This is a genomic window from Streptomyces tsukubensis, assembly GCF_003932715.1.
Lineage (GTDB): Bacteria > Actinomycetota > Actinomycetes > Streptomycetales > Streptomycetaceae > Streptomyces > Streptomyces tsukubensis.
This window is the reverse complement of record NZ_CP020700.1, coordinates 4,354,665-4,379,303: the sequence shown is the minus strand read 5'-3', so window position 1 is coordinate 4,379,303 and position 24,639 is coordinate 4,354,665. Positions and strand designations below refer to the sequence as shown.

Here is a 24,639-nt window from a genome sequence, read left to right as displayed (position 1 = left end):
GAAGCGGTGAACCAAAGCCGTCCGGGGCCCGTGCAAAGGAGTGACGGTCCCTCCTCCCCGCCGCCCGGGGAGGAGGGACCGTCCGGAATCCAGCCGACACGCCCGCCGCCACCTGGTATTTCTCCCCCGACAGCCGCTGCGGTTCACCATCACGGGGCAAAACCCACGACAGGTCTAAACCATTTACCCGAAGGCTCTTGTCACCCGGGCCTCCGGCTGATGAGCTATGGCCCGGGACACACAGGTATTGAGGACGCCCTGGGAAAGGGAGATGTCGTGAGCAACGAGAGTCTGGCCAACCTGCTGCGGGAGGAGCGGCGGTTCGCGCCGCCTGCCGCGCTGAGCGCGGACGCCAATGTCACGGCTGACGCCTATGAGCAGGCGAAGGCCGACAGGCTCGGCTTCTGGGCCGAGCAGGCGCGCCGGCTCACCTGGGCCACCGAGCCGACCGAGACGCTGGACTGGAGCAACCCGCCCTTCGCCAAGTGGTTCGCGGACGGCAGGATCAACGTCGCGTACAACTGCGTCGACCGCCATGTCGAAGCGGGCCTCGGGGACCGGGTCGCGATCCACTTCGAGGGCGAGCCCGGCGACAGCCGCAGCGTCACCTACGCGGAGCTGAAGGACCAGGTCTCCCGCGCCGCCAACGCGCTGACCGAGCTGGGAGTCGGCAAGGGCGACCGGGTCGCCGTCTATCTGCCGATGATCCCCGAGGCCGTCGTCGCGATGCTGGCCTGCGCCCGGATCGGCGCCGCCCACTCCGTGGTCTTCGGCGGTTTCTCGGCCGACGCGGTCGCCTCCCGTATCCAGGACGCGGACGCCAAGCTGGTGATCACCGCCGACGGCGGCTACCGCCGCGGCAAGCCGAGCGCGCTCAAGCCCGCCATCGACGAGGCGCTCACCAAGTGCCCGCAGGTCGAGCACGTCCTGGTGGTCCGCCGGACCGGCGAGGACACCGCCGTCACCGAGGGCCGCGACGTCTGGTGGCACGACATCGTGGACCGCCAGTCCGCCGAGCACACCCCCGAGGCCTTCGACGCCGAGCAGCCGCTGTTCATCCTCTACACCTCCGGCACCACCGGGAAGCCCAAGGGCATCCTGCACACCTCCGGCGGCTATCTGACCCAGGCGGCCTACACCCACCACGCCGTCTTCGACCTCAAGCCCGAGACCGACGTCTACTGGTGTACGGCCGATATCGGCTGGGTGACCGGCCACTCGTACATCGTCTACGGCCCCCTGGCCAACGGCGCGACGCAGGTCATGTACGAGGGCACGCCCGACACCCCGCACCAGGGCCGGTTCTGGGAGATCGTCCAGAAGTACGGCGTCACCATCCTCTACACCGCGCCGACCGCGATCCGGACGTTCATGAAGTGGGGCGACGACATCCCCGCCAAGTTCGACCTGTCGAGCCTGCGGGTCCTCGGCTCGGTCGGCGAGCCGATCAACCCCGAGGCGTGGATCTGGTACCGCGAGCACATCGGCGGCGGCCGGGCCCCCATCGTGGACACCTGGTGGCAGACCGAGACCGGCGCGATGATGATCTCCCCGCTGCCGGGGGTCACCGAGACCAAGCCCGGTTCCGCGCAGCGCGCGCTGCCCGGTATCTCCGCGACCGTCGTCGACGACGAGGCGAACGAGGTCCCGGACGGCGGTGGCGGCTATCTGGTGCTCACCGAGCCGTGGCCGTCGATGCTCCGCACCATCTGGGGCGACGACCAGCGCTTCATCGACACCTACTGGTCCCGGTTCGAGGGCAAGTACTTCGCGGGTGACGGCGCCAAGAAGGACGACGACGGCGATATCTGGCTGCTGGGCCGGGTCGACGACGTGATGCTCGTCTCCGGTCACAACATCTCCACCACCGAGGTCGAGTCCGCGCTCGTCTCGCACCCGAAGGTCGCCGAGGCGGCGGTCGTGGGTGCGGCCGACGAGACGACCGGCCAGGCCATCGTCGCCTTCGTGATCCTGCGGGGTTCGGCCTCCGAGGACGAGAACCTCGTCTCCGAGCTGCGCAACCACGTCGGGGCGACCCTCGGCCCGATCGCCAAGCCCAAGCGGGTGCTTCCGGTGGGCGAGCTGCCGAAGACCCGCTCCGGCAAGATCATGCGCCGGCTGCTCCGCGATGTCGCCGAGAACCGCCAGCTCGGAGATGTCACCACCCTGACCGACTCCTCGGTCATGGACCTCATCCAGTCGAAGCTGCCCGGCGCGGCCTCGGAGGACTGACCGGAAGGGGCGGTCCCGGACCGCTCCCGCACGGCATGTGTACGGGCGGTGGCCCGCGCCTCTCGGTGAGGCGCGGGCCACCGCCCGTACCGCTCTCTCCCCCTCCTGCGCGCCCCGACCCCCTCCGACATGCGAAAAGTCCGCGAAGTCCTAGAGTGAGAGGACGCCGGATGCCCCCTTGCCCACTTAGGTAAAGTAAGGACCGCGTCAAAGACGCAACAAGAAAACCTAGGTGCGCCGGGAAGTCTGGTCGGCATGTGCTTCGCCCTGCCCGACCGACCGCCGGAGGTTTCCCGCCATGCCCGCGCCCGTATCCACCCCCCGTAAGTTCCTCGGACGGCTCTCGCTGCCCGAGCGCACCTTCGTGGCGGACGCTCTGCGCACCGAGACGGTCGGCGGCGTTCTGCTGCTGCTCGCCGCCGTGATCGCACTCATCTGGGCCAACACCCCCCTGCGGGACAGCTACGAGGCGATACGTTCCTTCCATCTCGGCCCCGCATCCCTCGGTCTCGACCTGTCGATCCAGCACTGGGCCGCCGACGGACTCCTCGCGATCTTCTTCTTCGTCGCCGGTATCGAACTCAAACGGGAACTCGTCGCCGGTGAGCTGCGCGACCGCAGGGCCGCCGCGCTTCCCGTGATCGCCGCGATCTGCGGTATGGCCGTCCCCGCGCTGGTCTACTTCGCCACCGTCACGCTCGGCGGCGGCTCCGCCAAGGGCTGGGCCGTCCCCACCGCCACGGACATCGCCTTCGCCCTCGCGGTCCTCGCGGTCATCGGCACCTCGCTGCCCTCGGCCCTGCGCGCCTTCCTGCTGACGCTCGCCGTCGTCGACGACCTCTTCGCGATCATGATCATCGCGATCTTCTTCACCAGTGAACTGAACTTCGCCGCGCTGGCCGGTGCGGTGATCGGCCTCGTCGTCTTCCGGCTGCTGCTGGTCAAGGGGGTCCGCGGCTGGTACGTCTACGTCCCCCTGGCGCTGGTGATCTGGGGCCTGATGTACAACAGCGGCGTCCATGCCACCATCGCCGGTGTCGCCATGGGCCTGATGCTCCGCTGCACCCGCCGCGAGGGCGAGAAGCAGTCTCCCGGGGAGCACATCGAACACCTCGTACGCCCCCTTTCCGCCGGTCTCGCCGTTCCCCTCTTCGCCCTCTTCTCCGCCGGGGTCGTCGTCTCCGGCGGGGCCCTGGGCCGGGTCTTCACCGAACCGGAGGCCCTGGGAGTGGTCCTCGGGCTGGTCCTCGGCAAGGCCCTCGGCGTCTTCGGCGGCACCTGGCTGGCGGCCCGGTTCACCCGCGCGGAGCTGAACGACGAACTGGCCTGGCCCGATGTCTTCGCCGTCGCCACGCTCGCCGGTATCGGCTTCACCGTCTCCCTCCTCATCGGCGAGCTCGCCTTCGCCGGCGACCCGGCGCTCACCGGCTCGGTCAAGACCGCGGTACTGGTCGGCTCGCTGATCGCCGCCGTCCTCGCGGCCGTCCTGCTGAAGCTGCGGGTCCGCAGGTACCAGGCGCTGTACGAGGAGGAGGAGCGGGACGAGGACCAGGACGGCATCCCCGACGTCTACGAGCAGGACAACCCCGCGTACCACCTGCGGATGGCGGAGATCTACGAGCGGAAGGCCGCCGAGCACCGGCAGCTGGCGGCCACCGCCGGGCAGGGCGCCGACCGGAGCACCGACGGGGGCGTCGCGCACTGACGGCCGGGGTCCGGCATGATCTGATGGCGGACCCCGGACCATCCGGCCCGGTTCGGTCCGGTACATCCGGGAACATACGGAAGCACGAGAGGGAGCAGCCATGAGCGACCCCGGCAGCGGTGCCGAGCGCAGCATCGGCCAGTTGGTCGCATCGGCGACGGCGGAGATGTCGGCGCTGGTGCACGATGAGATCGCACTGGCGAAGGCGGAACTCCGCCAGGATGTGAAGCGCGGCGCCACCGGCGCCATCGCCTTTGTGATCGCCGGTGTCTTCCTGCTGTTCTCGCTGCCCGTGTTCAGCTTCGCCGCGGCGTACGGCATCCACAATCTGGGACTCGGGCTGGCCTGGTCGTTCCTGATCGTCGGCGGGGCGTACGTCGTCCTCGCGGCGCTGCTGTCGGTGCTGGCGATCGCAAAGTTCAAGAAGGTCAAGCCGCCGGAGAAGACGATCGCGTCGGCCAAGCAGACGGCGGCCGTCCTCCAGAACGTCAAGCCGCACCCCCGTCCGGAGGCCGACCGGCGCCGGCAGCTTCCGGCGGCCGTGGAGCGCGAACTCTCGCAGCGCTGAGCCGATCCGGCGGCCCGGGCACCAAAGGGGTTCCGGACCCGAGGGTTCCGTGTCCCGGTGCGGCCTGACGCCGGGCTTCCGGCGGGGCCGGTACGGAAACGGTTCCTCTGCCCCGTACACCCGTACGAGTGATGACCGTGGGCCGCACCACCCCGGCCGGTGTGGCACGCTCGTGGACATGACGGCCCCTGACTCCGGCCCCGGCTCCGGAAGCCCCGTACGCATCGACGGCCCCTGGACCCACCGCGATGTGGCGGCCAACGGCGCGCGCTTCCACATCGCCGAGATGGGCGACGGTCCCCTGGTGCTGCTGCTGCACGGTTTTCCGCAGTTCTGGTGGGCGTGGCGGCATCAACTGCCCGCGCTCGCCGACGCCGGTTTCCGTGCGGTGGCGATGGACCTGCGGGGGGTCGGCGGCAGCGACCGTACGCCGAGGGGCTACGACCCCGCGAACCTCGCACTCGACATCACCGGTGTGGTGCGGTCGCTCGGCGAGCCCGACGCCGCCCTCGTCGGACACGATCTGGGCGGTTATCTGGCGTGGACGGCCGCGGTGATGCGGCCGAAGCTGGTGCGCCGGCTGGCGGTGTCCTCGATGCCGCACCCCCGGCGGTGGCGTTCGGCGATGCTCTCCGACTTCGCACAGACCCGGGCCGGTTCGTACATCTGGGGTTTCCAGCGCCCCTGGATCCCGGAGCGCAGGCTGGTCGCGGACGATGCGGCGCTGGTGGGCGAGCTGATCAGCGACTGGTGGGGGCCGAAGCCGCCGGACGAGACCGTTCTGGAGACGTACCGGCGCGCGATGTCCATCCCGTCCACGGCGCACTGCTCCATCGAGCCGTACCGCTGGATGGTGCGGTCGATGGCCCGGCCCGACGGCATCCAGTTCAACCGCCGGATGAAGCGCCCGCTGCGGGTGCCGACGCTCCATCTGCACGGGTCGCTCGACCCGGCGATGCGGACGCGCAGCGCGGCGGGTTCCGGTCAGTACGTGGAGGCGCCGTACCGCTGGCGGCTGTTCGACGGTCTCGGCCACTTTCCGCACGAGGAGGACCCGGTGGCGTTCTCCGCAGAGCTGATCAACTGGCTGAAGGACCCGGAGCCCGACCGCTAGGTCTCCGCCCGCCGGGCGTGGGCGCGTCTCTTCCGCACGAAAAGTACGGGAACGGCCATGTGCCCGGCGCATAGGCCAATTGGCGGCCCTCCGTACGGTTACCGACCTTGGGGCCCGGGCAGACGTCCCGGTATGGGCTGGACGTACGACTATGGCGACGTGGCACGTGACCGCCGCCCGGCCAGTGGGCCGGGCTCTCATGACGGCGATGGCCCCCGGGGCCGGAGCCATGACCACCCGGGGCAGGGGATCGGGATTCCCCGGATCCTGCGGCGGCGGGCGCGCTGGGTGTCGGCCCGGCTCCGGCACACCCGCGGCTGACACCGGCCGCCGCGCTCGCCTCCTTCGGCGGAAACCCGGGGCAACCCGCTCCTGACGACCGGTCCGTGACGGGCGGCCCGGCGGTCGGCCGCGGCGCGGGGGCCGATGTGCCGCGGGACCCGCGGATCGTACGGGACGGTCAGAGCGCGCAGCTCTCCGTGCTGACCTCCTGGTTGGCGGCGAGGCCGGTCGTGATGTCGTCGGCGATCTCGTCGACGGTCAGCGCGTAGCCAGTGTTCTTGTCGTCGAGGGAGCGGGCGAAGATAACGCCGTAGACCTTGCCGTCCGGGGTGAGCAGCGGTCCGCCGGAGTTGCCCTGACGGACCGTCGCGTACAGCGAGTACACGTCGCGGTTGACGGTGTCGCGGCGGTAGATATCGGGGCCGGTGGCGTTGATACGGCCCCGGACGCGCGCGGAGCGGACGTCGTACGCGCCGTTCTCGGGGAAGCCGGCGACGATCGCGCTGTCCCCGCTGCGCGCGTCGGCGTCGGCGAACTGCAGCGGCTTCGCTTCGAGTCCGGGTACGTCGAGTACGGCGATATCGCGACGCCAGTCGTAGAGGACGACCTTGGCGTCGTACAGCTTGCCCTCGCCGCCTATCTGCACGGTCGGCTCGTCGACACCGCCGACGACATGGGCGTTCGTCATGACGCGGCGCTCGCCGAAGACGAAGCCGGTGCCTTCGAGGACCTTGCCGCAGTTGTCCGCCGTACCGACGACCTTCACGATCGACTTCTTGGCTCGGGCGACGACCGGGCTGCCTGCGAGCGCCGGGTCCGGCGGCCGGACCTCCTTGATGGGCTCGTCCGAGAACCGGCTGAAGACCTGGGGGAAGCCGTTCTGCGCGAGGACTCCGGAGAAGTCGTCGAACCAGGTGGACGCCGTTTGGGGCATCATCCGGTCGACGCCCTCCAGCACCTGGGAGGTGCGGACCTGCTTGGCGAACGTGGGCAGTGTGGTGCCGCTGAGCGCCGAGCCGATCAGCCAGGCGACCAGGAGCATGGCGACCACATTGACCAGGGCGCCGCCGGTGGCGTCCAGGGCCCGGGCGGACGCCCCGGTGATCTGGCGGCGGAGCCGGCTGCCGAGATGGGTGGTGAAGGCCTGGCCCACGGAGGCACAGACGATCACGACCACGACGAAGACGACGATCGCGGTGGTGGACGCCTCGGTCCCGTTCATCAGCTTGTCCCAGAACACAGGCAGCAGATAGACCGCGACCAGGCCGCCGCCGAGAAAACCGATGACGGAGAGGATGCCGACGACGAAACCTTGCCGATAACCGATGATCGCGAACCATACGGCCGTGACCAGCAGCAGGATGTCCAGCACGTTCACCGTCATTTGCCTCGCAGTCGCTGTCTCGGCTCCGGCTCCGCTCGGTCGGATCGGGGCCGCTGGGTGTCCGGCTTGGTCCGGGGCAACCGGCTTGGTCCGGGGCATCCGGGATGTACGGGGGTGGCGCACCGGGCGCGAAGGAATCAGCCTGTCATGCGCGCCGGTCCAGGGGGACCTGTCGGGCTTGGTCCCAGGGCCGTTCCCAGCCCGCGAAGTGCAGGATGCGGTCGATCACCCCGGCCGTAAAACCCCAGACCAGGGCCGATTCGACCAGGAATGCGGGGCCTTGGTGACCGCGCGGATGAACAGCCGTGGCGCGGTTGGCGGGGTCCGTGAGATCCGCCACGGGGACGGTGAACACGCGGGCCGTCTCGGCGGGGTCGACCGCGCCGACCGGGCTGGGCGCCCGCCACCAGCCCAGGACGGGGGTGACGACGAAACCGCTCACGGGGATGTAGAGCTTGGGCAGGGTGCCGAAGACCTGGACACCCGCGGGGTCGAGTCCGGTCTCCTCCTCGGCCTCGCGCAGCGCGGCGCGCAGCGGGCCTGTGGTCTCCGGATCACCGTCCTCGGGGTCGAGGGCGCCGCCGGGGAACGAGGGCTGTCCGGCGTGCGACCGCAGTCCGCCCGCGCGTTCCATGAGCAGCAGTTCGGGGCCGGTCGGGCCCTCCCCGAAGAGGACCAGGACGGCCGACGGTCTGCCGCGCCCGCCGCCGGGCGGCAGGAACTGGCTGAGCTGGCGGCCCTGGACGGTGTCCACGACCGCGACGACGGGATCCAGCCAGCCGGGCAGGCCACTGGTCGAGACGGTGACGGCCCCGATTGCACCAACACCACTGACACCACCGGCCGCACCGGCCGCGCCGGGGCCGGTGAGGCTTCCGGCCGTACCGCGGTCGGCGGGGTTTCGGACCGTACCGCGGTCGGCGGGGTGTCCGGGACCGCCGGGACCGCCTGTGGCTCCCTCGCCGGGCCGCCCGGGGGCTTCGGAGCCGTCGTGGCCGGTCATGCTTCCGGTCCGGGCGGAGCCGTCGCGGCCGTACCCGCCCGGGGACCGGCCGGCCGGATCCCGACGGCCGGGGCGGGCCGCGCCGTCGCCGTCCTGCTGACCGTTGTGCACCTCGGCCTCACAGCCACCGCCGGTTCTCGTCTCTTGTGCGCGCATGGGCACCCCCCTCGTCTCACAACGCACCGGGCCGCACAGATCGTTCCGACCGCTCCACGGCAGGCGGACGGCCGCGACCGGAGGGCCGGCACCTACGCGGAGGCCTGTCCGGAGGCACCGAGGGGCGGGGCGGGGGTGCCCGGATAGTCCGCGGGCGGGTTCAGTCGCTGCCCCGGCTGACCGCCCATCTCGTACTTGAGCAGCTTCTTCGCCTTCTCCGGATCGGTCTCGCCCTCGCCGTAGGAGGGGCAGAGATGGGCGATCGGGCAGGCGCCGCACGCGGGCTTGCGGGCATGGCAGATCCGGCGCCCGTGGAAGATCACCCGATGGGACAGCATGGTCCACTCGGACTTCGGGAAGATCTCCGCGATCTCCGCCTCGACCTTCTCCGGGTCCTCCTGCTCGGTCCACTTCCAGCGGCGGACGAGCCGTCCGAAATGGGTGTCGACCGTGATGCCGGGGACTCCGTAGGCATTGCCGAGGACGACGAAGGCGGTCTTCCGCCCGACTCCCGGCAGCTTCACCAGGTCCTCCAGCCGCCCCGGCACCTCTCCGCCGAAATCGTCGCGGAGCGCGGCGGAGAGCCCGAGGAGGGAGCGGGCCTTGGCCCTGAAGAAGCCGGTGGGGCGGATGATCGCCTCCAGCTCTTCGGGAACGGCAGCGGCCAGCTCCTCCGGGGTGGGATAGGCGGCGAAGAGCGCGGGCGTGGTCTGGTTGACCCGGAGGTCGGTCGTCTGGGCCGACAGCACGGTGGCGACCAGCAGCTCGAACGGGTTGCGGAAGTCCAGCTCGGGATGGGCGTACGGATACACATCCGCCAGCTCCCGGTTGATCCGGCGGGCGCGGCGGACCATGGCGAGCCGGGATTCGGTCCGGGTTCCGGCTCCGGGCGCGGTGCGCTTCCGCGCTCCCGACGCAGCAGCCCCACCCTTGGATTTGCCCGACTTTGCGGCATTTCGGGTACCGATGGGAGCTTGTTCGCCCATAGCGGAATCCTGCTTTCCGGACACTCTTCCGGCCCCCTTGGCCTGCGCTGTCACCGGCGACTTGGACACCCGGCCACCCTACGGTCCACCGCCTTCGTCCGCCCCGGCCACCGCTGATCCGGACCCAATCGGGCCCCTGGAGCACGAACACCTGCTCCAGTGCGTCAAACTTGTTGTGATTGATCGCACGAATATTTACTTGCCAGGTCCGCCGCGGCGAAGCTGTCCTACGCGTCCCGCCCGCGGTGTCCCCCGGACGGGCACCGTGCGGTCCGGCATCATGGGGGACCACGGTCCCTGAGCAGGTCGACAAGGAGAGAACTCGTGGACGACGTTCTGCGGCGCGCCCCGCTCTTCGCGGCGCTCGATGACGAGCAGGCGGCGGAGCTGCGCGGCTCGATGAGTGAGGTGACGCTCGCCCGAGGTGACGCGCTCTTCCACGAGGGCGACCCCGGTGACCGCCTGTACGTGGTCACCGAAGGCAAGGTCAAACTCCACCGCACCTCGCCCGACGGCCGCGAGAACATGCTCGCCGTCCTCGGCCCCGGTGAGCTGATCGGCGAGCTGTCGCTGTTCGACCCCGGTCCGCGTACGGCGACCGCGACGGCGCTGACCGAGGTCAAACTGCTCGGTCTGGGCCACGGCGACCTCCAGCCCTGGCTGAACGCCCGGCCCGAGGTGGCGTCCGCGCTGCTGCGTGCCGTCGCCCGCCGACTGCGCAAGACCAACGACCAGATGTCCGACCTGGTCTTCTCCGATGTGCCGGGCCGGGTGGCCCGGGCCCTGCTCGACCTGTCGCGCCGCTTCGGCGTCCAGTCGGACGAGGGCATCCACGTCGTCCACGACCTGACGCAGGAAGAGCTGGCCCAGTTGGTCGGCGCCTCCCGCGAGACCGTGAACAAGGCCCTGGCCGACTTCGCCCAGCGCGGCTGGCTGCGCCTGGAGGCGCGTGCCGTGATCCTGCTCGACGTCGAGCGGCTGGCGAAGCGCTCCCGCTGAAGCCGGGAGCCGTACGAGGTACTCGCAGCACGCACGGGAAGGGGCGTCCGGAACCGAACGGTTCCGGACGCCCCTTCCGCTGTTCCCCGACGGACCGGCCCGCGCCCGGACCGCTCGACCGACCGGTCCGGGTGTCAGATCAGCCCGTGGTCGCGCAGGTACTCCAACTGCGCCCGTACGGACAGCTCCGCCGCGGGCCAGAGTGAGCGGTCCACTTCCGCGTACACCTCGGCAACGACCTCGCCGGGGGTGCGGTAGCCGTTCTCGACGGCCGTCTCGACCTGCGCCAGCCGATGGGCCCGGTGGGCCAGATAGAACTCGACCGCGCCCTGGGCGTCCTCCAGCACCGGCCCGTGGCCGGGCAGCACGGTGTGCACCCCGTCGTCGACGGTGAGGGAGCGCAGCCTGCGCAGGGAGTCCAGATAGTCGCCGAGACGGCCGTCCGGGTGGGCCACGACCGTGGTGCCCCGGCCGAGGACGGTGTCGCCGGTCAGCACGGCGGCGTCGGCGGGCAGATGGAAGCAGAGGGAGTCGGCGGTGTGGCCGGGAGTGGGTACGACCCGCAGTTCGAGGCCGCCGACACCGATCACATCGCCCGCGCCGAGCCCCTCGTCACCGAGCCGCAGCGCGGGATCCAGTGCCCTGACCTTCGTCCGGGTGAGTTCCGCGAAGCGGGCCGCGCCTTCGGCGTGATCCGGGTGGCCGTGGGTGAGCAGGGTGAGGGCGATGCGCTGCCCCGCCTGCTCGGCGGTGTCGATCACCCGGCGCAGATGGGATTCGTCGAGCGGACCGGGATCGACCACCACAGCGAGCCCGGAGCCGGGCTCGGCGAGAATCCAGGTGTTGGTGCCGTCGAGGGTCATCGCCGAGGCGTTGGGCGCGAGGACGTTCACGGCACGGGCCGTGGCGGGTCCGGAGAGCACACCGCCCCGGGGCTGTCCGGGCAGGGCCGCCGCCTCCGTCATCGGGTGCCTCCCTCGGCGGGGATGTGTTTGGTGAACTCCTCGTGCCCCGGCCAGCTCAGCACCAGGGTGTCGTCCTCCCAGCGGGCCGTGGCGAGGACCGGGGCCAGATCGCGGCCGTCCGCAGCGGCGACCGCCTTCGCGGCCGATTCGTACGGGACGAGATCGCGCAGCGTGGAGATGGTCGGGGGCATCATCAGCAGTTCGCCCCGGTCGTATCCGGCGGCCGCCTCGGCGGGCCGGATCCAGACCGTACGGTCCGCCTCGGTGGAGGCGTTGCGGGTCTGCTGGCCCTCGGGAAGGGCCGCGACGAAGAACCAGGTGTCGTAGCGGCGGGACTCGAACTCGGGTGTGATCCAACGGGCCCAGGCGCCCAGCAGATCCGAGCGCAGCACCAGCCCCCGGCGGTCCAGGAAGTCGGCGAAGGCCAGTTCGCGGTCGACCAGCGCCTGCCGGTCGGCCTCCCAGCCTCCGTCGTCCCCGGGGCCGCGCCCGGGCTCGGACGCCTCGTCCCCGCCCACGGCGCCCAGCACCGTATCGGCGGTGAGCCCGGCGAGCAGCACCCCCGACTCCTCGAACGTCTCCCGTACCGCGGCACAGACCACGGCTTGGGCGGTCGCCTCGTCCGTACCGAGCCGGTGCGCCCATGCGGCGACCGGCGGACCCGCCCAGCCGACGGGCCGGGAGTCCCGGGCATCGACTCCACCGCCCGGATAGGCATAGGCGCCTCCGGCGAAGGCCATGGAGGCCCTGCGGCGCAGCATATGGACGGCGGGGCCGTCCGGGGTGTCGCGCAGCAGCATGACGGTTGCAGCCTGCTTGGGCACGACGGGGACGAGCTCACCGGCCGCGAGTGCGCGGATCCGTTCGGGCCACTCCGGGGGGTACCACTGACCATCGGGCATGGCCGGATGCTATGCGGATCGGACGGGATGTTCGAGAGGTGCCGGGCGGGGGCGACTGTTTCACGTGGAACGAAGATGGCCCCTACACGGGACCTGACGGCCGCTCTGCGGGACGCGGAGGCGGCACCGGACCAACAGGGCCGCCGGAGCTCCCGGGACGGCACAGGCCCGCGCTCCGAGGCTCCCGGTCACTCGGGCGGGATACTGCGGAGTTACGGCGGTGGACCGCGGCGGGCCTGGACGGGAGGCTCGGCACCGCAGAGTTGCGGCAGTGCTGCGGGGTTACGGCAGTACGGACGGGGAGAAGCCGTGTCCGGGAAGGCCGGGATCCCGGTCATCGGCAGCGGTGGCCAGGGCAGTGGGGCGACGGGAGCGGAGCCGTACACGCGCCCGTATGTGAAGACCCCGCGCGCCGCCCCCGGGCGGAACGAACGCGGCGAACCACGGGCACAACGACCCTCGGCAGGCGGAACACCGGACCTCGCGTCGGCGGCGGGCGGCGGAGCGGGCCGTACGAGCCCTCTCGCGCCGGCCGCTCCCGTCCTGCCCGCCGCACCGGCGCGCCTGCTCGGCGCCGCCGGTGGCAACCGGCAACCGGCGGACAGGACCTAGTCCTGCACCAATTCGATCTGGAACTCGACCTCGACCGGTGCGTCCAGGGGAAGCACCGCGACACCCACCGCGCTCCGCGCGTGGACGCCCTTCTCACCGAGGACCTCGCCCAGCAGCTCACTCGCGCCGTTGATCACACCGGGCTGCCCGGTGAAGTCGCTCGCCGAGGCGACGAAGCCCACGACCTTCACCACACGGGCGATCCGGTCCAGGTCACCGATGACCGACTTCACGGCGGCCAGGCCGTTGAGCGCGCACGTCCGGGCCAGTTCCTTGGCCTCCTCGGCGGTGACCTCGGCCCCCACCTTGCCGGTGACCGGGAGCTTGCCGTCCACCATCGGAAGCTGTCCCGCCGTATAGACGTACGGCCCCGAGACGACGGCGGGCTGGTACGCGGCCAGCGGCGGAACGACCGCCGGCAGCGTCAGCCCCAGTTCCGCCAGCCGCGCCTCGACAACACCGCCACCGCCACCGGCGGTCGTCACGAGGTCTTCTCCCGCTTCAGGTACGCCACGAGCTGCTCGGGGTTGGGGCCCGGTACGACCTGGACGAGCTCCCACCCGTCCTCGCCCCAGGTGTCCAGGATCTGCTTGGTCGCGTGCACGAGGAGCGGCACGGTGGAGTATTCCCACTTCTTGGTCATGGAGCCGACTGTATCCGCCCCGCCGGGGCCGCCCGGATCCACCCGTCGACTCCCGCCCTCCCCCGCCCGTACTCGTACACCTGTCCCGTGGGCACGTGACGCAGCCCGCACACAGCCTCGTGCGTAGGGCGCGGTCCGACTGGTTAGGCTCGAAAGCGTGAGCAGGCTCCAGGTCGTCAGCGGCAAAGGCGGAACCGGTAAGACCACGGTCGCCGCCGCCCTCGCGCTCGCCCTCGCGACCGAGGGCAAGCGGACACTCCTCGTGGAGGTCGAGGGGAGGCAAGGCATCGCACAGCTCTTCGAGACGGAGGCGCTGCCGTACGAGGAGCGGAAGATCGCCGTCTCGTCCGGAGGCGGCGAGGTCTACGCCCTCGCCATCGACGCCGAGCGCGCGCTCCTCGACTACCTCCAGATGTTCTACAAGCTCGGCAGCGCCGGACGGGCCCTCAAGAAGATCGGCGCCATCGACTTCGCGACGACCATCGCGCCCGGGGTCAGGGACGTCCTGCTGACGGGGAAGGCGTGCGAGGCGGTCCGGCGCCGTACGAAGCAGGGCTCGTACGCCTACGACTACGTGGTCATGGACGCGCCGCCGACCGGCCGGATCACCCGGTTCCTCAATGTGAACGACGAGGTGGCGGGGCTCGCCAAGTTCGGGCCGATATACAACCAGGCCCAGGCCGTGATGCGGGTGCTGAAGTCCCCCCAGACCGCGGTCCACCTGGTCACGCTGCTGGAGGAGATGCCGGTCCAGGAGACCGCGGACGGGGTGGCCGAGCTGCGGGCGGCGGACCTTCCGGTCGGGCGGGTCATCGTGAACATGGTCCGCCCCCATGTCCTGGACGAGGCGGCGGTGCGCGGCGCCGCCGACGGGCGCCGTACGGAGATCGCCGCGGCGCTAACGTCCGCCGGGGTGAGCGGTGCGCGCTCCCTGGTCACCCCGCTGCTGGAGCAGGCGACCGACCATGCCCGGCGGGTGGCCCTGGAGCGGGAGCAGCGGGCCGCGCTGGCCGGTCTTGAGCTGCCCTCGTACGAACTGCCGCTGCTCAGCGAAGGCGTCGACCTCGCCGGGCTCTACCGGCTCTCGAAGGAACTGCGCGCCCAGCAACAGCAGACGGCTGCGCCGAACGGCCGGAGCGACGGCCGGCACGGCGCCGGACAAGGGACGGGAACCGGTTCATGAGCCTGGACGCAGCGGCCGGCCCCCTGCAGGTCGACCCTCTCATCGACGACCCGAACACCCGCATCATCGTGTGCTGCGGTGCGGGTGGCGTCGGCAAGACGACGACCGCGGCGGCCCTCGGGGTACGCGCGGCCGAGCGCGGCAGGCGGGTCGTCGTCCTCACCATCGACCCGGCCCGCCGGCTCGCCCAGTCGCTGGGCATCGACTCACTCGACAACACACCGCGCCGGGTGAAGGGCATAGAGCAGGACGGTACGGGCCCGGCGGGCGAGCTGCACGCCATGATGCTCGACATGAAGCGGACCTTCGACGAGATCGTCGAGGCCCATGCGGACGCCGAACGGGCCCGCGCGATCCTGGAGAACCCCTTCTACCAGTCCCTGTCGGCCGGGTTCGCCGGTACGCAGGAGTACATGGCGATGGAGAAGCTGGGCCAGCTGCGGGCCCGGGACGAGTGGGACCTGATCGTCGTCGACACTCCGCCGTCGCGCAGCGCGCTGGACTTCCTGGACGCGCCCAAGCGGCTGGGGTCCTTTCTTGACGGCAAGTTCATCAAACTGCTGGTGACCCCCGCGAAGATGGGCGGCCGGGCGGGGATGAAGTTCCTGAACGTCGGCATGTCGATGATGACGGGGACGCTCGGCAAGCTGCTGGGCGGGCAGCTGCTGCGGGACGTCCAGACCTTCGTCACGGCCATGGACACCATGTTCGGCGGCTTCCGCACCCGGGCCGACGCCACCTATCGGCTGCTCCAGGCCCCGGGGACGGCGTTCCTCGTGGTGGCGGCGCCGGAGCGGGACGCGCTGCGGGAAGCGGCGTACTTCGTGGAACGGCTGGCGGAGGAGGAGATGCCGCTGGCCGGGCTGGTGCTGAACCGGGTCCACGGCAGCGGCGCCGCCAGGCTGTCGGCCCAGCGGGCCCTGGCGGCGGCGGAAGTGCTGGAACCGGAGTACCCGGAGGACGAGTACGACGAATCCGGGGAGCACGAGGCCGATGCGCCGGACCTGGCGGACCTGGCGGATGAGTCCGACAGGTCTGATGAGTCGGATGAGTCGTTGGTGGAATCCTCAGAAAATCTTGCCGAGGCCCGCATTGTGGATCATGGGTCAGGGAAGACTGGTGTTCGTGAGGCCACGGGCGCCTCTCCCGAATCCCCGCCCGTGGACCACGCCCCCGAGCACCCCATCCCTCTTGAGGCACACCACGAACACACCACGGAAGAACTGACGGCTGGTCTGCTGCGCCTGCATGCCGAACGGATGCAGGTGCTCGCGCGTGAGCAGCGCATGCGGGACCGTTTCACCGCGCTTCACCCCGAGGTGGCGGTGGCTCATGTGGCCGCACTGCCCGGAGACGTCCACGATCTCGCGGGACTGCGGGCGATCGGTGAGCAGCTGGCGGCCGGTGACGCGGGGAACGGGCCGACGGCGACCTAGCCTTACCGGGCGTCAGGAAGGCATGCGTGCGCGGGCCTCCGCGCCGTACCGCCGTCGGCGCAGGCTGTCGGCCCGGCCGGCACACGGCAGCACCATCGCGACGGCCCTCCTCGGGCCGGGCGGACCGCGCCGCCGCAGGCGGGGAGCGCTTCCGGCTCCGGCCACCGGCAACTCCGCCGGTGAACGGCGGCATACGGAACCGCCGCCATGGACGCATCTCGCGGGACACATCCACGGGCCGTTGCCGTAGAGCCGCGCGAAGCCGTAAATGAGTGATACGGCGCGCGAGCGGCTATCCGACGGCCGCGTACGCGGCGTACGTCTCGTCGTCGTCGAGCCCGACCGGCAGCATGCCCGCGCCGCGCTCGTACTCCGTTCGCGCGGTCTCCAGAAGCCTGCGCCAGGAGGTGACCGTGGGGCGCCTGCGCAACAGAGCGCGCCGTTCTCTTTCGGTCATTCCTCCCCACACACCGAACTCCACCCGATTGTCGAGGGCATCGGCCAAACATTCGGTTCGCACCGGACATCCGGTGCAGACCGCTTTGGCCCTGTTCTGCGCTGCCCCTTGTACGAACAGTTCATCCGGATCGGTAGTGCGGCAGGCTGCCTGCGCACTCCAGTCGGTTACCCAGCCCATCACGGCTGCCGTCCTCTCCCGAATCGAGGCTCCCCCACGGCGGCAGCGGCATATTCACCGCTGCCAGTTGAGGACGTTACGGAAGGCGGGCGCGGTGCAACACCCCCTGCGGGCCCAATCTCGAATGGCCCGAACGGACTATGCGTACGCGGCAGATCACCCAGGGGAGTGAGCCGGGGACATATAAACCCAACCCCTCGAACCGGGACAGAACCATCTGATCATCGAGGCCGAGGAGCGGCACATAGGGCAGATTCGGCAAGATTCCGGGCGGCCCGCTGAGCGGCCAGTCCTGGAATGCCGAACTCCACTTTCCCCTTCACCAGGCCCCGATGACTACGGGACACGCCAGGAAGACGGTTGGGGAGTTCCGGTGAATTCCGGGAACGATCCATGATTGCCTTGTTGCAAAACCGCACTGCTGTGACAGTTGGGAGCAGCTTAGGCCAACGGCTGCCCCTGTGTCCGGCAATTGAGAACGTAGGCTGACTCCATGCCAAAGACCCGCTCCGGCGGTGGTCTGTCAGGGACCCAGCAAGCCGCCAAGTTCCTCGGTGTCAGTGTGCTCGCCGGAGCCGTACTGGCGGGCATCGCCCTGCCGGCCGCGGGCGCGCTGGGACTGGCCGCAAAAGGCACGGTCAAAGGGTTCGACGAGATCCCCGCGAATCTGAAGACTCCCCCGCTCAGTCAGCGGACCACCATCCTCGACGCCGAGGGCGGCGCGATCGCGACGGTCTACTCGCGCGACCGTACCGTCGTCCCGCTCACGGCAGTCTCCCCGTACATGCAGAAGGCGATCATCGCCATCGAGGACTCGCGCTTCTACGAGCACGGCGCGGTCGACATGAAGGGCGTCCTGCGGGCGCTCAACCGCAACGCCCAGTCGGGCGGGGTCGCCCAGGGCGCGTCGACCCTGACCCAGCAGTATGTGAAGAACGTCTTCGTGGAGGAGGCCGGCGACGACCCCGACAAGGTCGCCCAGGCCACCCAGCAGACGCTCGGCCGAAAGATCCAGGAGCTGAAGTACGCCATCCAGGTCGAGGAGGAGCTGGGCAAGAAGAAGATCCTGGAGAACTACCTCAACATCACCTTCTTCGGACAGCAGGCCTACGGCGTCGAGGCCGCGTCCAAGCGCTACTTCTCCAAACCGGCCAGGGACCTCAATCTGCAGGAGTCCGCCCTGCTGGCCGGACTGGTCCAGTCCCCCAGCCGCTACGACCCGGTGAACGACACGGAGGAGGCGAAGAAGCGCCGGAACATCGTCCTCCAGCGGATGGCGGACGTCCGTGACATCACCCAGGCCGACGCGGACCGGGCGAAGGCCACCCCCGTCGCGCTGAAGGTGAGCACCCCGAAGAACGGCTGCATCACCGCGGTCAGCGGCGCCGGCTTCTTCTGCGACTACGTCCGGAACGTCTTCCTCGGCGATCCGGTCTTCGGCAAGACCCGCGAGGACCGGGCCAAGCTGTGGAACCACGGCGGTCTGACCATCCGCACCACCCTCGACCCCCAGTCGCAGGAGTCGGCCCAGGACTCCATCAAGGAGTACGTCTACAAGAGCGACAAGGTCGCCACCGCGGTGACCATGGTCGAGCCCGGCACCGGGAAGATCCTGGCGATGGGCCAGTCCCGGCCGTACGGCTTCGGCAAGAACGAGACCCAGATCAACTACTCCGTCGACAAGAGGATGGAGGGGTCGAACTTCGGCTTCCCGGTCGGCTCGACGTTCAAGCCGTTCGTCGCCGCGGCGGCCATAGAGCAGGGAACGCCGCTGTCGCAGACGTACCCCTCGCCGTACGAGATGCCGTACCCGAGCCCCATCCAGACCTGTGACGGCAAGCCCTGGGTCAACGCCGAGAACGACAAGGTCGAGAACGAGATGGAGTCGGAGGTCGGTCCGTACAGTTTCAAGGAGGCGATGGAGAAGTCGGTCAACACCTACTTCGTCCAGATGGTCGCGGACATCGGGCTCTGCCCGGTGAAGGAGATGACCGACAAGCTCGGCCTGATCGTGGGCAACGGCAAGAACCTCGCCTTCACCCCCTCCGGTATGACCCTGGGCTCCGAGGGCATGTCGCCGCTGACCATGGCGTCGGCCTATGCGACCTTCGCCAACCGGGGCACGTACTGCACCCCGGTCGCCATCGAGTCCATCAAGACGGCCGACGGGCGCAAGCTGGAGGTGCCGGAGAGCACCTGCCGGCGCGCGATGAGCCAGAACACCGCCGACAGCATCAGCTCCCTGCTCAGCGGGGTGGTCTCCGACGCGGGTACGGGTGCGAAGGCGGGGCTCGCGGGGCGGGACAACGCGGGCAAGACCGGTACCACCGACGGCCGCCGCAACGCCTGGTTCGTCGGCTACACCCCCAATATGGCGGGGGCGGTCTGGGTCGGCAGCCCGACCCAGCAGGTGAAGATGTTCAACATCACCATCGGCGGCCGGTACAAGCCGAAGGTCTTCGGCGGTGAGGTACCGGGCTCCATCTGGCGCAAGGCGATGACCGGTGCGCTGAGCGGCAAGGTGGCCCCGAGGTTCAACCGGGTCACCATTCCGGATGTGAAGAAGCCCGATCCGGGTGAGACTCCCGGCGACGGCGAACAGGAACGCCCGGGTGACGGGGACAACGGGGACGGTGGGGACAACGGTTCCTGGGGCAACCCCGGAGGCAACGGCAACAACGGCAGCAACGGAGGAGACGGCGGTAGCTGGGGGGACAACGGCGGCTGGGGGGACAACGGCGGCTGGGGCGGCGACGGCGGCACCGGGAACGGCGGGGGCGAGGGTGACGCGGGCGGCAGTCCGATCCCCGGTATCTCCATGGCGCCGGGTGTCATCGGAGGCGGCGGTCAGCGGGGCCAGGGACCCGGCGGTCCCGGCCAGTCCTGACCGGCGAGCCCTCTGAAGCAAACAAGAAGGAGGGATCCGGGGCGGTGCCCCGGATCCCTCCTCTTCTACTGGCGCTGCTTCTGCCTCTGGCCCGTATCCGCCCGGTCAGCCGGCGAGCAGCCGCTTCACGGCTGCGGCCACCCGGCCGCCCTCGGCCCGCCCGGCGACCTTCGGGTTCACGATCTTCATCACGGCGCCCATCGCCCGGGGCCCCTCGGCCCCGGCGGCCTTCGCCTCGGCGACGGCCTCGGCCACGATCGCCTCCAGCTCGGCGTCCGACAGCTGCTTCGGCAGATACTCGTCCAGCAGCACGCCCTCGGCCAGCTCCCGCTCGGCCTGCTCGGCCCGGCCGCCCTTGCTGAAGGCATCGGCGGCCTCGCGCCGCTTCTTCGCCTCGCGGGCGATGACCTTCTGCACCTCGTCGTCCGAGAGCTCACGGGCGGTCGTACCCGCGACCTCTTCCTTGGAGACGGCCGCGAGGGTGAGGCGGAGCGTCGACGAGCGCAGTTCGTCACGCGCCCTGATCGCGTCGGTGAGGTCGTCCCTGAGCTTGGCCTTGAGCGTGGTCATAGGGAGAGTGTGACAGGTACGGGTCCGCTCCTGCCCGCCGATTTCCCCCGCCCGTCACTTTCCGCACCACGGCCATCACCGGACGAATCCGCCGATTGCCCCCTCATGATCACTCCGCCACGCACACCCCGGAGCGGGTCTGCGACGATGGACCCATGCGCGCACGCTACGGAGTCCCCCTGGCCATCACGGCGGTCGGCGCCGCCGGAATCGCCTACGCAGCAGCCTTCGAGGCCCGTTCCTTCCGCCTCCGGCGACTGACGGTCCCCGTACTCCCGCAGGGCATGCGCCCCCTCAGAGTCCTCCAGGTCTCCGATATCCACATGGTCAGCGGCCAGCGCAAGAAGCGCGCCTGGCTCCAGTCGCTGGCCGGCCTGCGCCCCGACTTCGTGATCAACACCGGCGACAACCTCTCCGACCCCGAGGGCGTCCCGGAGGTCCTGGACGCGCTCGGCCCGCTGATGGAGCTCCCCGGCGTCTATGTCTTCGGCTCCAACGACTACTACGGCCCCACCCTCCGCAACCCCGCCCGCTATCTGCTGGAAAAGGCCCAGGGCCGCCACGGCCTCAACGGCAACGCGCCCGCGGTCGGCGTGGTCCACAACCCGTGGGAAGAGCTGCGCGACGCCTTCGACACGGCGGGCTGGGTCGGCCTCGGCAACACCCGCGGCAAGCTGAAGCTCGACGCTGGCGAGATCGCCTTCACCGGCCTGGACGACCCCCACATCAAGCGCGACCGCTACGAGTCCGTGGCGGGCGGCCCCGACCCGGCCGCGGACCTCTCCCTGGCCGTGGTCCACGCCCCGTACCTGCGCGCCCTCGATGCCTTCACCGCCGACGGCTACCCCATGATCTTCGCGGGCCATACCCACGGCGGCCAGCTCTGCATCCCCTTCTACGGCGCCCTGGTCACCAACTGCGACCTCGACACCGACCGCGTCAAGGGCCTCTCCACCCACACTGCGGCCGACCACACCTCCTGCCTCCACGTCTCCGCGGGCTGCGGCACCAGCCGCTACACCCCGGTCCGCTTCGCGTGCCCGCCCGAAGCCACCCTCCTGACCTTGGTCGAGCGGCCCTAGCGACCACGCCGAAAGCGGATTTCGCGTGGGGGCGCGGGTGGGCTAAAGTTAGCGATGTCGCCGCGACAGCGGCGACATCGGGGTGTGGCGCAGCTTGGCAGCGCGCTTCGTTCGGGACGAAGAGGTCGTGGGTTCAAATCCCGCCACCCCGACAGCTGAAACACCAGGTCAGGGGCTTGATCCGAGACATCGGATCAAGCCCCTGAGTGGTTTCCAGGGTCGGCTTGGGAGCCGACTGGGAGCCGACTTCGGGATCCCCTCGTTGTCAGTGCCTGCCGCTACCGTCGCTGGGGACAGTTCTCCCTCGACCGTGAGTGGTGAGCAAGACATGGCAGACCGAGTGGCCGAGGGCGGCGCAGACCCTCGCAAGGTGTTCGTGATCCACGGACGAAACGAACTCGCGCGCAAGGGACTCTTCAAGTTCCTGCGGGCGCTGGGCCTCGATCCCATCGAGTGGTCCGAGGCCATCCAGCTGACCGGCAAGGGTTCCCCGTACATCGGTGAGGTCCTAGACACAGCGTTCTCAAGCGCGCAGGCAGTGGTCGTCCTCCAAACCCCCGACGACGTTACCTACCTGCATGAGAGCCTCACGTACGCCGGGGACCCCGAGTGCAGTCCGCAGATGCAGCCCCGGCCGAACGTCCTGTTCGAGGCTGGCATGGCCATGGGCCGAGACGAGAACCGCACCGTCATCGTGGAGCTCGGGCAGGTGAAGGTCTTCAGCGACATTCACGGCCGGCATGTGATCCGCCTCGACAACTCCACAAGGAAGCGTCAGGACCTTGCGACGCGCCTGCAGACGGCAGGGTGCGCTGTGCGCCTGACCGGCACGGACTGGCATGACGCCGGCGACCTCACTCCCCCGGTGCCGCCAGGCGGCGGGCTTCCGCTGGGACGAAAGCTGCCGTCCTCGCAGGCGGCCGGTGCCCCTCGGCTCAGTGCCCGCTACGTCGACAACGGGTCGAGGAAGATGGGGACGGTCGTGATCACCAACCACGGCCCCGGAGACGTGTACGACCTCGACGTGGAAGCCGAAGAGAAGGACGAGCTCGTCACACGCAACAAGGGTGAGTTCCCCGTCCCGAAGTTGCCCGCCGGTAAGTCAGTGCGCGTGATGAGTGCTCGCTCCCTGGGGTCGGGATCAAGCTCCTATTTCAACGTCGTCCTGACGGCGAAGACTGCTGATGGGGTGCCGATCAGGGTCGAAGAGTTCGTAGACGGGGCCTGACATGGAAATTCCGATGAGCCTGCCTCTCGACCACGACGGTTTCGTGCGTCGGGAGTGTCCCCATTGCATCAGCCAGTTCAAGTGGCACCACGGACCGGCGAACGAAGAGGCCGAACAGCAGCCGTCGCCCACTGCCTACTACTGCCCTCTTTGTGGGCAGCCAGCCGGGCCGGACTCCTGGTGGACGCAGGAACAGATCGACTACGCCAAGGGCGTGATCGCTCCCGCCGCAGCACGAATGGTGGAGGACGAGCTGAAGAACGCGTTCAAGCCGACTCGCAGCAAGTACGTGAAGGTCAGCGTCAAAAGCAGCGTGGACTCCCGAGAGGTGCCCTCGCCGCTGACCGAGCCCGACGACATGATCACCGTTACGTCCCCTTGTCACTCGTACGAGCCGGTGAAAGTACCCGAAGACACCTCGGGCCCGTATCACTGCCTCGTATGCGGTCAAGCCTTCGCCGTCTGATCTGACGCGCTGACGAAACGCAGGTGCCCCACGCGATGTTCGCGTGGGGCACCTGCGTGGGGCATCAACCAGGTAGCACTGGTCCACGGGCAGTATGCGCGCGCAGAAGCTCGTTGAGCACACGTACCGGCGATGACGAGCACATGGCCAGGCGGGCATCGAGCGCGGCCTGCCACTGGTCGGTCAGGCCGACCATGAGGCGGCGGCGCATGCCTGGGGTGACGTGGGCGTAGCGGGCCGAGACCGAGCCGTCGATGTGGCCCATGCGCTCGTCCATGAGGACCTTCTCGGTGCCGAGGTCCTCCATCATCGTCCGGTGGGTGTGGCGGAGGCCGTGGGGCGTGAGGCCCTTGGCGATCGGCAGCCAGCAGGCGTCGGCCCGGTTGGTGGCGCCGCGTCCCCGTGCCGGGACGCCGGGCCACGGCTCGCCGAGCAGAGGGACGGGCCGGGCCTCCTGCGGAGCCTTCTTCGGATACCAGCCGGAGACCGCAGGGGTGAACAGCCAGGTTGCAAAACCGTTTCTGCGCCAGTGGGCAGCAGGTGCCGGCGCCGCGCCGCCCCGAACGAACCCGAGGTCCGCGACAGCCTTCTCCACCCGTGCCCGTGTGGCTTCGGTGACACGGTCGGGGTGGTTGAGGACGTTGGAGACCGTACCCGTGGAGACCCCGGCGAGACGGGCAACGTCGACGAGCTTCGCTCCCTGGTGGCCACCGGTGCGGGCCGCTCCTTGACCACGGAAGACATACGTCCGTCCGTGGCAGGGGCAGGGCGTCGGCTTCGTACGGGCGATGTGGTTGAGGACCAGGGCCGACAGCCAGTCCATCGAGTCGATGGTGCGGTAGCTGTCGTCCTTGGGCGGGCAGCGGACCAGCTCGCCGGTGTCCAGCTCGTACAGCTGCCACTCGACACGGAACGCGTGTGGCCGGACGAACTCCGTTTCCAGGCCGACGATCTCGCCCCAGCGCTTGCCCGTGTAGCCCTTGAGGACCACGGCGACGAACTCGTCGTCGCGACCGGACAGCAGGGCGGCCCGCTCGGCGGCCAGCAGGATGCCGAGTGCGTCGGTGACGACCTTCTCCGGGCCTCGGTCCCGGGACCGGCCGGCGCGCTTGCCGCGCCCTCGCCGCCGGCCGGCCGGGTTGGAGGTGATCAGCCCTTCGTCGATCGCGTCCTCGAAGATCAGGTGGAGCGTCGAACGCCATGTCTTCACGCTGGAGGCCGCGTACACGGCCCGCTCCTTCTTCTCCCACAGCTCAACGTCCGTGCGGAGGACACCGCTCAGTGCCTTGCCCTCGAAGTCGGGGAGCAGGTGCTCCTCGATGTGGCGCTTGTAGTTCTGCATCGTCGAGGCGGCCAGGTCCTGGGCGGCATACCAACGGCCCGCGTACTCGCCGAAGGTCTCCAGGCCGAGCGCCGGGTCACGCCAGTCGCCGCGCCGGTACTTGTTCTCGGCCTCGCTCGCGGCGCGCTGGGCTTCGCCCTTGGTCGCGAACTTGATCGTCTTGCCGTTCTCGTCGACGACCGTGAGGTGTTTGCCGGGCTCGGTCTTGTACCGGCCGCGCCAGTAGTTTCCACGCTTCTCCGCGAAGCCCACGTTGC

Annotated in this window: 22 protein-coding genes and 1 tRNA gene; 13 read left to right on the top strand and 10 right to left on the bottom strand. The window is 69.9% G+C overall.

The window, feature by feature from the left end:
• The first annotated feature begins 276 nt into the window (after positions 1–276).
• The 5 genes from acs to B7R87_RS33650 all read left to right on the top strand — a co-directional run bounded on the left by acs (position 277) and on the right by B7R87_RS33650 (position 5,940).
• Positions 277–2,232, top strand: a complete 1,956-nt coding sequence (acs, locus tag B7R87_RS17935; protein ID WP_006347660.1) for an acetate--CoA ligase — start codon at positions 277–279, stop codon at positions 2,230–2,232.
• Positions 2,233–2,530: 298 nt separating this feature from the next.
• Positions 2,531–3,937, top strand: a complete 1,407-nt coding sequence (gene nhaA / locus B7R87_RS17930; RefSeq protein ID WP_006347661.1) for a Na+/H+ antiporter NhaA — start codon at positions 2,531–2,533, stop codon at positions 3,935–3,937.
• 100 nt (positions 3,938–4,037) lie between these two features.
• The gene (locus B7R87_RS17925; RefSeq protein ID WP_006347662.1) at positions 4,038–4,505 is read left to right on the top strand and encodes a phage holin family protein; all 468 of its coding nucleotides are present in this window, start codon (positions 4,038–4,040) and stop codon (positions 4,503–4,505) included.
• 178 nt (positions 4,506–4,683) lie between these two features.
• Positions 4,684–5,619 (top strand): alpha/beta fold hydrolase, encoded by a 936-nt coding sequence (locus B7R87_RS17920; RefSeq protein ID WP_040915253.1) that lies wholly within the window; start codon positions 4,684–4,686, stop codon positions 5,617–5,619.
• A 132-nt stretch (positions 5,620–5,751) separates the two neighbouring features.
• Positions 5,752–5,940: a hypothetical protein gene (locus tag B7R87_RS33650; RefSeq protein WP_078902217.1), complete on the top strand. Its 189-nt coding sequence runs from the start codon at positions 5,752–5,754 to the stop codon at positions 5,938–5,940.
• Between the two features lie 139 nt (positions 5,941–6,079).
• Here the strand turns inward: B7R87_RS33650 and B7R87_RS17910 are convergent, their stop codons facing one another.
• The 3 genes from B7R87_RS17910 to nth form a co-directional block, all read right to left on the bottom strand.
• On the bottom strand, positions 6,080–7,279 hold the full coding sequence (locus tag B7R87_RS17910; RefSeq protein WP_187144622.1) for a MarP family serine protease: 1,200 nt from the start codon (positions 7,277–7,279) through the stop codon (positions 6,080–6,082).
• A gap of 151 nt (positions 7,280–7,430) precedes the next feature.
• Entirely contained in the window at positions 7,431–8,288 is an 858-nt protein-coding gene (locus B7R87_RS17905) for an NUDIX hydrolase (RefSeq protein ID WP_233169061.1), read from the bottom strand.
• A gap of 248 nt (positions 8,289–8,536) precedes the next feature.
• Positions 8,537–9,430, bottom strand: a complete 894-nt coding sequence (gene nth, locus B7R87_RS17900; protein ID WP_040915258.1) for an endonuclease III — start codon at positions 9,428–9,430, stop codon at positions 8,537–8,539.
• 324 nt (positions 9,431–9,754) lie between these two features.
• Between nth and B7R87_RS17895 the strand changes: the two genes are divergently transcribed.
• Positions 9,755–10,429, top strand: a complete 675-nt coding sequence (locus B7R87_RS17895; RefSeq protein WP_006347667.1) for a Crp/Fnr family transcriptional regulator — start codon at positions 9,755–9,757, stop codon at positions 10,427–10,429.
• Between the two features lie 134 nt (positions 10,430–10,563).
• Here the strand turns inward: B7R87_RS17895 and B7R87_RS17890 are convergent, their stop codons facing one another.
• The 4 genes from B7R87_RS17890 to B7R87_RS17875 form a co-directional block, all read right to left on the bottom strand.
• The gene (locus B7R87_RS17890) at positions 10,564–11,394 is read right to left on the bottom strand and encodes an MBL fold metallo-hydrolase (protein ID WP_006347668.1); all 831 of its coding nucleotides are present in this window, start codon (positions 11,392–11,394) and stop codon (positions 10,564–10,566) included.
• Positions 11,391–12,296 carry an NUDIX hydrolase gene (locus B7R87_RS17885; protein WP_006347669.1) on the bottom strand — a complete coding sequence of 302 codons (906 nt, stop codon included), beginning with the start codon at positions 12,294–12,296 and terminating at the stop codon, positions 11,391–11,393. The genes B7R87_RS17890 and B7R87_RS17885 overlap by 4 nt, the downstream gene beginning before the upstream one ends.
• Before the next feature lie 608 nt (positions 12,297–12,904).
• Positions 12,905–13,393 carry a RidA family protein gene (locus B7R87_RS17880; protein ID WP_006347670.1) on the bottom strand — a complete coding sequence of 163 codons (489 nt, stop codon included), beginning with the start codon at positions 13,391–13,393 and terminating at the stop codon, positions 12,905–12,907.
• The gene (locus B7R87_RS17875) at positions 13,390–13,551 is read right to left on the bottom strand and encodes a DUF4177 domain-containing protein (protein ID WP_006347671.1); all 162 of its coding nucleotides are present in this window, start codon (positions 13,549–13,551) and stop codon (positions 13,390–13,392) included. Before B7R87_RS17875 ends, B7R87_RS17880 begins: the two co-directional genes overlap by 4 nt.
• Before the next feature lie 157 nt (positions 13,552–13,708).
• Here B7R87_RS17875 and B7R87_RS17870 point away from each other — a divergent pair, with 157 nt between their 5' ends.
• Together B7R87_RS17870 and B7R87_RS17865 are read left to right on the top strand one after the other, a co-directional pair.
• Positions 13,709–14,734 carry an ArsA family ATPase gene (locus B7R87_RS17870; protein WP_006347672.1) on the top strand — a complete coding sequence of 342 codons (1,026 nt, stop codon included), beginning with the start codon at positions 13,709–13,711 and terminating at the stop codon, positions 14,732–14,734.
• Positions 14,731–16,170, top strand: coding sequence for an ArsA family ATPase (locus B7R87_RS17865; protein WP_006347673.1), 1,440 nt, complete (start codon positions 14,731–14,733; stop codon positions 16,168–16,170). The genes B7R87_RS17870 and B7R87_RS17865 overlap by 4 nt, the downstream gene beginning before the upstream one ends.
• Before the next feature lie 292 nt (positions 16,171–16,462).
• On the opposite strand, the gene B7R87_RS17860 is transcribed toward B7R87_RS17865, so the two are convergent.
• Positions 16,463–16,807: a WhiB family transcriptional regulator gene (locus B7R87_RS17860; protein ID WP_040915279.1), complete on the bottom strand. Its 345-nt coding sequence runs from the start codon at positions 16,805–16,807 to the stop codon at positions 16,463–16,465.
• A gap of 493 nt (positions 16,808–17,300) precedes the next feature.
• On the opposite strand from B7R87_RS17860, the gene B7R87_RS17855 reads away from it, so the two are divergent.
• Positions 17,301–19,694, top strand: a complete 2,394-nt coding sequence (locus B7R87_RS17855; protein WP_006347675.1) for a transglycosylase domain-containing protein — start codon at positions 17,301–17,303, stop codon at positions 19,692–19,694.
• Between the two features lie 105 nt (positions 19,695–19,799).
• On the opposite strand, the gene B7R87_RS17850 is transcribed toward B7R87_RS17855, so the two are convergent.
• Positions 19,800–20,264: a GatB/YqeY domain-containing protein gene (locus B7R87_RS17850; protein ID WP_006347676.1), complete on the bottom strand. Its 465-nt coding sequence runs from the start codon at positions 20,262–20,264 to the stop codon at positions 19,800–19,802.
• Between the two features lie 155 nt (positions 20,265–20,419).
• On the opposite strand from B7R87_RS17850, the gene B7R87_RS17845 reads away from it, so the two are divergent.
• The 4 genes from B7R87_RS17845 (at position 20,420) to B7R87_RS17830 (ending at position 23,040) form a co-directional block, all read left to right on the top strand.
• Entirely contained in the window at positions 20,420–21,346 is a 927-nt protein-coding gene (locus B7R87_RS17845) for a metallophosphoesterase (protein WP_006347677.1), read from the top strand.
• Positions 21,347–21,424: 78 nt separating this feature from the next.
• Positions 21,425–21,498, top strand: a tRNA-Pro gene (locus B7R87_RS17840).
• A gap of 218 nt (positions 21,499–21,716) precedes the next feature.
• A complete protein-coding gene (locus tag B7R87_RS17835; RefSeq protein ID WP_157997785.1) occupies positions 21,717–22,574 on the top strand; it encodes a TIR domain-containing protein in 858 nt (285 codons plus the stop codon).
• Positions 22,575–22,587: 13 nt separating this feature from the next.
• Positions 22,588–23,040 carry a hypothetical protein gene (locus B7R87_RS17830; RefSeq protein ID WP_078902218.1) on the top strand — a complete coding sequence of 151 codons (453 nt, stop codon included), beginning with the start codon at positions 22,588–22,590 and terminating at the stop codon, positions 23,038–23,040.
• A 64-nt stretch (positions 23,041–23,104) separates the two neighbouring features.
• Here B7R87_RS17830 and B7R87_RS17825 read toward each other — a convergent pair whose 3' ends face one another.
• On the bottom strand, positions 23,105–24,634 hold the full coding sequence (locus B7R87_RS17825) for a LacI family DNA-binding transcriptional regulator (protein ID WP_006347679.1): 1,530 nt from the start codon (positions 24,632–24,634) through the stop codon (positions 23,105–23,107).
• Positions 24,635–24,639 lie beyond the last annotated feature (5 nt).

What these genes read in the sequence shown, in the direction of transcription:
- nhaA (WP_006347661.1), top strand. Translation starts at nt 2,531, where the DNA reads ATGCCCGCGCCCGTATCCACCCCCCGTAAGTTCCTCGGACGGCTCTCG.
- B7R87_RS17925 (WP_006347662.1), top strand. Translation starts at nt 4,038, where the DNA reads ATGAGCGACCCCGGCAGCGGTGCCGAGCGCAGCATCGGCCAGTTGGTC.
- B7R87_RS17920 (WP_040915253.1), top strand. Translation starts at nt 4,684, where the DNA reads ATGACGGCCCCTGACTCCGGCCCCGGCTCCGGAAGCCCCGTACGCATC.
- B7R87_RS33650 (WP_078902217.1), top strand. Translation starts at nt 5,752, where the DNA reads ATGGGCTGGACGTACGACTATGGCGACGTGGCACGTGACCGCCGCCCG.
- B7R87_RS17905 (WP_233169061.1), bottom strand. Translation starts at nt 8,288, where the DNA reads ATGACCGGCCACGACGGCTCCGAAGCCCCCGGGCGGCCCGGCGAGGGA.
- nth (WP_040915258.1), bottom strand. Translation starts at nt 9,430, where the DNA reads ATGGGCGAACAAGCTCCCATCGGTACCCGAAATGCCGCAAAGTCGGGC.
- B7R87_RS17890 (WP_006347668.1), bottom strand. Translation starts at nt 11,394, where the DNA reads ATGACGGAGGCGGCGGCCCTGCCCGGACAGCCCCGGGGCGGTGTGCTC.
- B7R87_RS17885 (WP_006347669.1), bottom strand. Translation starts at nt 12,296, where the DNA reads ATGCCCGATGGTCAGTGGTACCCCCCGGAGTGGCCCGAACGGATCCGC.
- B7R87_RS17875 (WP_006347671.1), bottom strand. Translation starts at nt 13,551, where the DNA reads ATGACCAAGAAGTGGGAATACTCCACCGTGCCGCTCCTCGTGCACGCG.
- B7R87_RS17865 (WP_006347673.1), top strand. Translation starts at nt 14,731, where the DNA reads ATGAGCCTGGACGCAGCGGCCGGCCCCCTGCAGGTCGACCCTCTCATC.
- B7R87_RS17860 (WP_040915279.1), bottom strand. Translation starts at nt 16,807, where the DNA reads ATGGGCTGGGTAACCGACTGGAGTGCGCAGGCAGCCTGCCGCACTACC.
- B7R87_RS17855 (WP_006347675.1), top strand. Translation starts at nt 17,301, where the DNA reads ATGCCAAAGACCCGCTCCGGCGGTGGTCTGTCAGGGACCCAGCAAGCC.
- B7R87_RS17850 (WP_006347676.1), bottom strand. Translation starts at nt 20,264, where the DNA reads ATGACCACGCTCAAGGCCAAGCTCAGGGACGACCTCACCGACGCGATC.
- B7R87_RS17845 (WP_006347677.1), top strand. Translation starts at nt 20,420, where the DNA reads ATGCGCGCACGCTACGGAGTCCCCCTGGCCATCACGGCGGTCGGCGCC.
- B7R87_RS17830 (WP_078902218.1), top strand. Translation starts at nt 22,588, where the DNA reads ATGAGCCTGCCTCTCGACCACGACGGTTTCGTGCGTCGGGAGTGTCCC.